Raw genomic sequence first — 7,621 nt, forward strand, 5'->3', positions numbered from 1 at the left:
ATTGTCGTTTCGTACAGCCATGCGGGAAAAGTACCGGAGATACCCGCCGGTACCGGGTCCGACGCCCCGCCGCCGCCGATTCCGCAATGCGCCGGAAGGGGTACGACACGGCGTTGAATCGGGACAGAGGGGTTTACACCGGGCTTTCGGGTGGGATGGTCCGTTCGCCGACGTGCGATTCCCCGAGCGCACACTGAGCGAAAGGCCCTGGCGCTTATGAACACCACGGTCAGCTGCGAGCTGCACCTGCGCCTCATCGTGTCCAGCGAGTCCTCCCTGCCCGTCCCCGCGGGCCTGCGCTACGACACCTCGGACCCCTATGCCGTGCACGCCACCTTCCACACCGGTGCCGACGAGACCGTCGAGTGGGTGTTCGCCCGTGATCTCCTCGCGGAGGGGCTGCACCGACCGACCGGGACCGGCGACGTCCGGGTGTGGCCCTCGCGCAGCCACGGTCAGGGGGTCGTCTGCATCGCCCTGAGCTCTCCGGAAGGAGAAGCCCTGCTGGAAGCCCCGGCGCGGGCGCTCGAGTCGTTCCTCAAGCGCACCGACGCCGCCGTGCCGCCCGGCACCGAACACCGTCACTTCGACCTCGATCGGGAGCTGTCCCACATCCTCGCCGAAAGCTGACCTCGCCACGGCGGGCCCGCCTCGGCGCGGCCACGCCCACTGCGTCCGTCCTACTCGGGGGCACGGTCGCACATGCCGCCACGCACCACCGGCGGTCTCGGGGTCACCGTCGGGCCCGTTTGGCCCGACGGTGGTTGCGCCCGGCAGCACGGCCGGCCATCCGCAGGGGTGGCCGGCCGTCCTGCCGGGCGCTCTCCTTCGCCCGGGCGGCCCGGCCCGGTAGAGTCGCGGGTGACGACCGACGAGGGGCCCGGTACGCCCCCGCCGCGCGAGGAGCCCCACGTGCTGATCACCCATGACACCGAGTGCGCGCTGAGCATTCTGGTCGAGCTGCTCAACACCGCCCCGGAGGCGTGCGGCTCGGAGCAGCTGCCGGACACCGCCGCGCTCGACGCGTTCGTGGTGAAGCAGGAGATCAGCGAGATCGACTCGCTGACCGCCGCCGACCTGGCCGCGGTGCAGCTGCTGCGGGGCCGACTGCGCGAGGTGTTCTCCGCGCGCTCCACCGAGGACGCCGCCGAGCTGGTGAACGCCGTGGTCGCGGCGGCCGGCACCACGCCCCGGCTGACCAACCACGACCACCACGACTGGCACATCCACTACTTCGCCCCGCACGCCGCGATCGGCGACCACCTCGCGGCCGAGCTCGGCATGGCGCTCGCCTTCATCGTGATGGCCGGCGAGCGCGAGCGGCTGCGGCGCTGCGAGGCCCCGGACTGCGAGCGCGTCTTCGTCGACCTCTCCCGCAACCGCTCGCGCCGCTACTGCGACAGCCGCACCTGCGGCAACCGGCTGCACGTCGCCGCCTACCGCGCCCGGCAGCGCTCCGCCGAGGCCGAGGCGGTGGCCGCGGGCTGACCGGCCCGCCCGGCACCCGTGCGTCCGCGACCGCCGTCCGCACTCCGCGCGGACGGAAGCCCGGCGGATGAAAGACTGAGGGCATGACCGACGCCCCCCTCCCCCGCCTCGAATTCTGGTGCGACCTGCAGTGCCCCGACTGCCGCACCGCTCTGGACGACGTCCGGGCCCTGCGCGCCGGCTACGGCGACGCGCTCCGGATCGAGCTCCGGCACTTCCCGCTGGAGAAGAACAAGCACGCGTACGCGGCGGCCCAGGCCGCCGAGGAGGCGTTCGCGCAGGGCCGGGGCTGGGAGTACGTCGAGGCGCTGCTGGAGCGGACCGAGGAGCTGGGCCGGGACGGCGAGAAGGTGCTGCTGGCCGTCGCCGCCGAGCTGGGGCTGGACCCCGACGAGGTCGACACCGCGCTGATCGACGGGCGGCACACCCTGCTGGTCGACGCCGACCAGGCCGAGGGCCGCGCGATCGGGGTCAGCGGCACCCCCACCTACGTGATCGCCGGGCAGCGGCTGGACGGTGGCAAGAGCCAGGCCGGGCTGCGGGCCCGGATCGTCGAGCTGATCGAGCAGGACCGGGGCTGAGCGCCGCGCCCGGCGGACCCGGGGGCCGCCGCGTTCAGAGCAGCTGCTTCCCGAGGATCCGCCGGGTGACCCGGTAGCCGAGCGAGGCGTACAGGCCGACGGCCACCGTGTTGCTGCTGAAGACGTTGAGCCCGAGGTCGTGGACGCCGGCCGCGAGGCACTCGCGTTCGGCGGCCAGCATCAGGGCCCGGCCGAGGCCCCGGCCGCGGTGCTCCTCGTCGACCTCCACCACCATCACCCACGCCAGCGGGCGGCCGTCCGGCGTGACCTCCTGGCGCAGGTGCAGCCAGAGGCTGCCGAGCACCCGGCCCTCGGCGTCGACGAGACGGCGCAGCGCGACGCCCGGGGTGTCCGGGCCCTGCGGCAGGACCTGGCGGTGGTCGGCCGCCGCCTTGGCCTCGGCCTGCTGTGCGGTCAGGCCCGAGGAGCGCAGGTCGTGCAGGTAGCCGGTTCTGGCGGCGGCCAGCCACTGCGGGTACTCCGCCGTGCCGATCGGACGGACGGTCAGGCCGTCCGGCAGGGCCGGCGCCCGGCCGAGCCGCTTGGCCATGTTCCGCATCCGCTCGGTGTAGCCGAGCGCCCGGGCCAGGGCGAGTGCGCCCTCGGCCTCCGCGGGGACGGTGACGTCCGCCCGGCTGCAGCCCCAGCCCCTCAGCACCTCCTCGGCGGCGAGCACGCCGACCGTGCCGCGGCCCCGGCGGCGCCCATCGGTGACCTCCAACTCGGCGATCTCGCCCCACCACTGGTCGCCGCGCGGCAGCGCGGTGGTGCGCAGCCCGCCCACCGCCCGGCCGTTGACGCAGATCTGCCAGCGGCGGCTGCGGCCGCCGCCGGGCAGCGGCTCCTCGGCGCCCCCCGGGCGCAGCGTTGTGGTCATACCGGCTCCCCTGCCCCGGCCGCGGCCGCACTACGCCTGTGCGGCCGCGGGCGGGCGGCCGGATCAGGGGTCGAGGTCGTCGCCGCTGCGCTCGGCGAACTGGGCCATCGCCTTGAGGGTGATCGGCCCGGGGGCGGGCAGCTCGCGGTCGTCGACCCGGTGCACGCCCTGGACGTCGCGGAGGGTGGAGGTCAGGAAGACCTCCTCGGCCTCGAAGAGCGCCTCGAAGGGGAGGTCGGCCTCCTCGGCGCCGCTCCAGTCGACGACCAGGCGGCGGGTGATACCGGCCAGGCAGCCGGACTCCAGGCGCGGGGTGAGCAGGCGGCCGCCGAGGACGACGAAGACGTTGGAGCCGGTGCCCTCGCAGAGCCGGCCGGCGGTGTTGGCGAACAGCGCCTCGGAGGCGCCGGCCCGGTGCGCGGCGGCGAGCGCCACCACGTTCTCGGCGTAGGAGGTGGTCTTGAGGCCGGCGACGGCGCTGTGTTCGTTGCGGCGCCACGGCACGGTGACCACGGCGGTGGTATCCGGGCGCGGCTTGGCGGTGCCGAGGGCGACGACCAGCGTGGGCGCGTCCTCGCCCCTCTCGGAGCCGAGCGGGGAGGTGCCGCCGGTGTAGGTGATCCGCATCCGGCCGAGCGGCATCGGGTTGGCGGAGAGCACGGCGGCGCAGGCCTCGCGGACGGCGTCGTGGTCCGGGTCGGCGAGGCCGAGGCCGCGGGCGGAGCGGGTGAGCCGGTCGAGGTGGCGGGTGAGCGCGAAGGCCCGGCCGTCGACGGCCTTGACCGTCTCGAAGACGCCGTCGCCGACGGTGAGGCCGTGGTCCAGGACGGAGACGGCGGCGGTGCCGGCGTCCACGAGGTTGCCGTTGACCCAGATCATCGAGTGCTGCTCCCGGGGGTGGTCAGGGGGTGCTGGTGCCCGACGCTATCGCGACCAGGCGGGCCGCCTTGAGCTCGGTCTCGTCCCATTCGCGCTCGGGGTCGGAGCCCCAGGTGATGCCGGCGCCGGTGCCGAACCGGAGGACGGGGGCGCCGCCCGTCCGGTCGATCCAGAAGGTGCGGATGCCGACGGCGAGTTCGGCCTCGCCGCGGTCGGCGTCCACCCATCCGACGGCGCCGCAGTAGGGGCCGCGGGGGGCGGTCTCGAGGGCGTCGATGATCCGCAGCGCGCTGGACTTCGGCGCGCCGGTGACCGAGCCGGGCGGGAAGGTCGCGGCGAGCAGCTCGGGCCAGCCGGCGCCGTCCCGCAGTCGGCCCTCGACGGTGGAGACCAGGTGGACGAGACCGGGGTGCTTCTCGACCGCGCAGAGGTCGGGGACGGTGACGCTGCCGGTCTCGCAGACCCGGCCCAGGTCGTTGCGGACCAGGTCGACGATCATCACGTTCTCGGCGTGGTCCTTCTCCAGCAGGTCGGCCTCGGTGCGGCCGGTGCCCTTGATCGGGCCGGAGGAGACGGTGCGGCCGAGGCGGCGCAGGTAGAGCTCCGGCGAGGCGGTGGCGATCTCCACCCCCTGCTCGGGAAGGCGGATCGTTCCTGCGTACGGCGCGGGGTTGCCGAGGGCCAGCAGGCCGGTGAGCGCGTCGATGTCGGAGCGCTCCGGGTCGGGCAGCGGCGCGGACAGCACCCGGCAGAGGTTGGCCTGGTAGACCTCGCCGGCCGCGATGTGCTCGCGGATGCGGCGGACGCCCGCGGTGTAGGCGGCCCGGTCGAGCGAGCTCTGCCAGTCCCCGGGCCGCGGGCCGAGCCAGCCGGCGGTGGCCGGCGGCGCCGGGTCGGGGCGGACCTCGTCGAAGCGGGCGCAGGTGAGACGGCCCTCGAAGTCGTACGCGACCGCCCAGAAGCCGCCGCCGTCGAGGACCGCGGGGTCGCCGGAGACCTCGCGCAGGCCCGTGGCGAGACGGCCGCCGAAGCGGGCGATCGGCTGATCGGGGCTGAGGGTGGCGGTGCGGCCGGACACGGTTCTCCTGCGCGGACTCGGGTGGTGCTCCGCGCGGACTGGGCGCGGGTGCGGGGCCATCTCGGGGGTTGCCCGGTGCCTGAAGTGTAGGTCGGCGGCCCGCCGGGGCGGCCGCGGGCGGGCCCCGGGACCTGCGCCGCAGCCCCGGCCGGGGGCGGCCGGGAAGCCACCCGGACGGCTGACGGCGCACCACCTTCCGGCCACCCCCGCGCCACGCTGCGGGAACGGATTTTTAGCTGGCCCGGGAATCCGCTAGAGTTCAACACGTCGCCGGGACGCGGAACCGAAGAAAAGCGGGGAAGCAGCCGGGAGACAGGCGGACGTGGCTCAGTTGGTAGAGCATCACCTTGCCAAGGTGAGGGTCGCGAGTTCGAATCTCGTCGTCCGCTCGATGGAGAACAGGGTAAGATCGTTCTCCGAAGTTGCCTGGTGGAGTGGCCGAGAGGCGAGGCAACGGCCTGCAAAGCCGTGTACACGGGTTCAAATCCCGTCTCCACCTCCAAGAGGTGCCCCCGGTTCGCCGGGAGCCCTCCCCGCGCGATTAGCTCAGCGGGAGAGCACTACCTTGACACGGTAGGGGTCACTGGTTCAATCCCAGTATCGCGCACTCGATCTCTTCGGGGATCGGCATCCCAGCGCGATTAGCTCAGCGGGAGAGCACCACCTTGACACGGTGGGGGTCACTGGTTCAATCCCAGTATCGCGCACGCAGGCCCGGCAGGGCTTGACACACCCGCGCGATTAGCTCAGCGGGAGAGCACTACCTTGACACGGTAGGGGTCACTGGTTCAATCCCAGTATCGCGCACCGAAGATCGAAGGCCGTGGTCCAGTGGACCACGGCCTTCGTCGTCGTTCCGGCGGTGGCCGCCGGTGCGCGGGCAATGGAGGGTGCGCGGGCAGCGGAAGGTCCACGGACGGCGAGAAAGGCAGGTGCCGGGTGCGGACGCCCTCACCGACGTCATGCACCCGGCCCCTGCTCTGCCGGGGGTGGCCACCGCTCGGCCCGTCCACGTGTCCTGCGGTGTCGTACCCGGCCGGCGCGGACCCCTCCCCTGGGGTCAGCGCCCGATCAGATCGGCGACGGCGCGAGCCTGTGTCGCCAGTTGCTCCCAGCCGCCGAACAGCGCCAGCAGCAGCACCGCGCAGGGCACGGCGATGGCCAGCGCCACCGCGGGGTGCCTGTCCCCGGTGGGCGACTGGCCGCCGAAGGGCCGGCGGCGCCGCCCGGTGCCGGTGAACTGCGTGGCCATGATCGTCTGCTCCTGCTCGTCGCCGGGCGCGGCCGCTGGGCGGCCCGCACGGGGCGGTCGGGTGGTCGGGACGGCGGGCCGGGACCTCGGGGGACGAGTAGCGGCCCGCCGTCGAGATCAACAGTAGGCCGCAGGGCCCCCACCGGGCGTCATGCCCGCGCACGGTTCCACCGGCCTCCCCGAGGATGAGGCCGGGCCCTGCCGCGTACTACCGGAGGCGGAGACGGAACCGATCACATCCCCGAGGCAACCCTGAGGCCCACCCCGAGGGGGCTCTCGGGGACGGCCGGGAGCCCGTCCTCCGGCACCGTCCGGCGGGCCACCCGGACCGCCGTTCGCGTGCGACGCGCAGCCCTCGGACAAGGGTGCTCCGGGTACCCGCGGAACGCCTTCGGGCGGAGATCGGACAATCCGACCGCCCCTCGGGGTGTTGCGTGTCAGCACAGCACTGCGGCCAGTCCGTAAGCTGTCCCGGACAGGATCTGACGACGGCCCACTCGACGGGGCCTCACTCCACGGGCTGACGGGGACGAGTATGGCGATGATGCGGCTGAGGCGTGAGGACCCCCGCATCGTCGGACCGTTCCGACTGCACCGGCGGCTCGGCGCCGGCGGCATGGGCGTGGTCTACCTCGGCTCGGACCGCAAGGGCCAGCGGGTCGCCCTCAAGCTGATCCGCGACGAGCTGGCCGGGGACGCGGAGTTCCGCACCCGGTTCGCCCGCGAGGTCGCCGCCGCCTCCCGGATCCGCGGCGGCTGCACCGCCCGCGTGGTCGACTCCGACCTGAAGGCCGAGCGGCCGTGGCTCGCGACCGCCTACGTGCCCGGACCCTCGCTGTACAAGCGGGTCACGGACGAAGGTCCGCTGCCGTGGCCGGAGGCGGCCCGGATCGGCGCCGCCCTCGCCGACGGGCTGGTGAAGGTGCACGAGGCCGGGGTCGTCCACCGCGACCTCAAGCCCTCCAACATCCTGCTCTCGCCGCGCGGCCCGCGGATCATCGACTTCGGCATCGCCTGGTCGCGCGGTGCCTCCACGCTCACCCACGTCGGGACGGCGGTCGGCTCGCCCGGCTTCCTCGCGCCCGAGCAGGTCCGCGGGGCGGCGGTGACGCCGGCCACCGACGTGTTCGCCTTCGGCGCGACGCTCGCCTTCGCGCTCACCGGGGAGTCGCCCTTCGGCTCCGGCGCCTCCTCCGAGGTGATGCTCTACCGCGTGGTGCACGAGGAGCCGGACCTGGCGGCAGTGCCGCCGGTCCTGGCACCGCTGATCGGCGCCTGCCTGGCCAAGGAGCCGGGCGAGCGGCCGGCCGCGGCGGCGCTGCACGAGCGGCTGACCGAACTCGCCGCCCGGGGCACCGTGCTGGGCGGACGGGCCCGCGGCGCCGCTCCGCAGGGGCCCGCCGCCCAGCAGGCCCAGGTCGCCGCCCCGGGCCGGGCGCAGGGTGCCGGTGCCGGGCACGGTGCGG

The 7,621-nt window shown here is 74.3% G+C and carries 8 protein-coding genes and 5 tRNA genes; 9 read left to right on the forward strand and 4 right to left on the reverse strand.

Annotated elements, in window-relative coordinates; genetic code table 11:
• Positions 1-216: 216 nt before the first annotated feature.
• The 3 genes from KSNIM_RS07645 (at position 217) to KSNIM_RS07655 (ending at position 2,069) form a co-directional block, all read left to right on the forward strand.
• A complete protein-coding gene (locus KSNIM_RS07645) occupies positions 217-630 on the forward strand; it encodes an SsgA family sporulation/cell division regulator (RefSeq protein WP_030268554.1) in 414 nt (137 codons plus the stop codon).
• Positions 631-912: 282 nt separating this feature from the next.
• Complete coding sequence (locus tag KSNIM_RS07650; RefSeq protein ID WP_263102468.1) at positions 913-1,488, forward strand: CGNR zinc finger domain-containing protein; 576 nt, start codon at positions 913-915, stop codon at positions 1,486-1,488.
• Positions 1,489-1,571: 83 nt separating this feature from the next.
• Positions 1,572-2,069, forward strand: coding sequence for a DsbA family protein (locus tag KSNIM_RS07655; protein ID WP_263102469.1), 498 nt, complete (start codon positions 1,572-1,574; stop codon positions 2,067-2,069).
• A gap of 34 nt (positions 2,070-2,103) precedes the next feature.
• On the opposite strand, the gene KSNIM_RS07660 is transcribed toward KSNIM_RS07655, so the two are convergent.
• The 3 genes from KSNIM_RS07660 to KSNIM_RS07670 all read right to left on the reverse strand — a co-directional run bounded on the left by KSNIM_RS07660 (position 2,104) and on the right by KSNIM_RS07670 (position 4,864).
• The gene (locus KSNIM_RS07660; RefSeq protein ID WP_263102470.1) at positions 2,104-2,946 is read right to left on the reverse strand and encodes a GNAT family N-acetyltransferase; all 843 of its coding nucleotides are present in this window, start codon (positions 2,944-2,946) and stop codon (positions 2,104-2,106) included.
• A gap of 63 nt (positions 2,947-3,009) precedes the next feature.
• The gene (locus KSNIM_RS07665; RefSeq protein ID WP_263102471.1) at positions 3,010-3,825 is read right to left on the reverse strand and encodes an aminotransferase class IV; all 816 of its coding nucleotides are present in this window, start codon (positions 3,823-3,825) and stop codon (positions 3,010-3,012) included.
• Positions 3,826-3,847: 22 nt separating this feature from the next.
• On the reverse strand, positions 3,848-4,864 hold the full coding sequence (locus KSNIM_RS07670) for a chorismate-binding protein (protein ID WP_317634106.1): 1,017 nt from the start codon (positions 4,862-4,864) through the stop codon (positions 3,848-3,850).
• A 355-nt stretch (positions 4,865-5,219) separates the two neighbouring features.
• Here KSNIM_RS07670 and KSNIM_RS07675 point away from each other — a divergent pair.
• The 5 genes from KSNIM_RS07675 to KSNIM_RS07695 all read left to right on the forward strand — a co-directional run bounded on the left by KSNIM_RS07675 (position 5,220) and on the right by KSNIM_RS07695 (position 5,710).
• A tRNA-Gly gene (locus tag KSNIM_RS07675) sits at positions 5,220-5,292 on the forward strand.
• Between the two features lie 39 nt (positions 5,293-5,331).
• A tRNA-Cys gene (locus KSNIM_RS07680) sits at positions 5,332-5,405 on the forward strand.
• Between the two features lie 33 nt (positions 5,406-5,438).
• A tRNA-Val gene (locus KSNIM_RS07685) sits at positions 5,439-5,510 on the forward strand.
• Positions 5,511-5,538: 28 nt separating this feature from the next.
• Positions 5,539-5,610, forward strand: a tRNA-Val gene (locus KSNIM_RS07690).
• Positions 5,611-5,638: 28 nt separating this feature from the next.
• Positions 5,639-5,710, forward strand: a tRNA-Val gene (locus KSNIM_RS07695).
• Between the two features lie 253 nt (positions 5,711-5,963).
• Here KSNIM_RS07695 and KSNIM_RS07700 read toward each other — a convergent pair.
• Positions 5,964-6,155 carry a hypothetical protein gene (locus KSNIM_RS07700; RefSeq protein WP_030268566.1) on the reverse strand — a complete coding sequence of 64 codons (192 nt, stop codon included), beginning with the start codon at positions 6,153-6,155 and terminating at the stop codon, positions 5,964-5,966.
• 535 nt (positions 6,156-6,690) lie between these two features.
• Between KSNIM_RS07700 and KSNIM_RS07705 the strand changes: the two genes are divergently transcribed.
• Positions 6,691-7,621 (forward strand): serine/threonine-protein kinase (locus KSNIM_RS07705; RefSeq protein ID WP_263102473.1); only part of this gene is annotated, 931 nt, incomplete at its 3' end.

Origin of the sequence: Kitasatospora sp. DSM 101779 (assembly GCF_025655475.1) — a bacterium.
In the GTDB taxonomy this organism is placed as follows: domain Bacteria; phylum Actinomycetota; class Actinomycetes; order Streptomycetales; family Streptomycetaceae; genus Kitasatospora.

Coding starts and splice junctions, on each gene's coding strand:
- KSNIM_RS07655 (WP_263102469.1), top strand. CDS start 1,572: ATGACCGACGCCCCCCTCCCCCGCCTCGAATTCTGGTGCGACCTGCAG.
- KSNIM_RS07660 (WP_263102470.1), bottom strand. CDS start 2,946: ATGACCACAACGCTGCGCCCGGGGGGCGCCGAGGAGCCGCTGCCCGGC.
- KSNIM_RS07665 (WP_263102471.1), bottom strand. CDS start 3,825: ATGATCTGGGTCAACGGCAACCTCGTGGACGCCGGCACCGCCGCCGTC.
- KSNIM_RS07700 (WP_030268566.1), bottom strand. CDS start 6,155: ATGGCCACGCAGTTCACCGGCACCGGGCGGCGCCGCCGGCCCTTCGGC.
- KSNIM_RS07645 (WP_030268554.1), top strand. CDS start 217: ATGAACACCACGGTCAGCTGCGAGCTGCACCTGCGCCTCATCGTGTCC.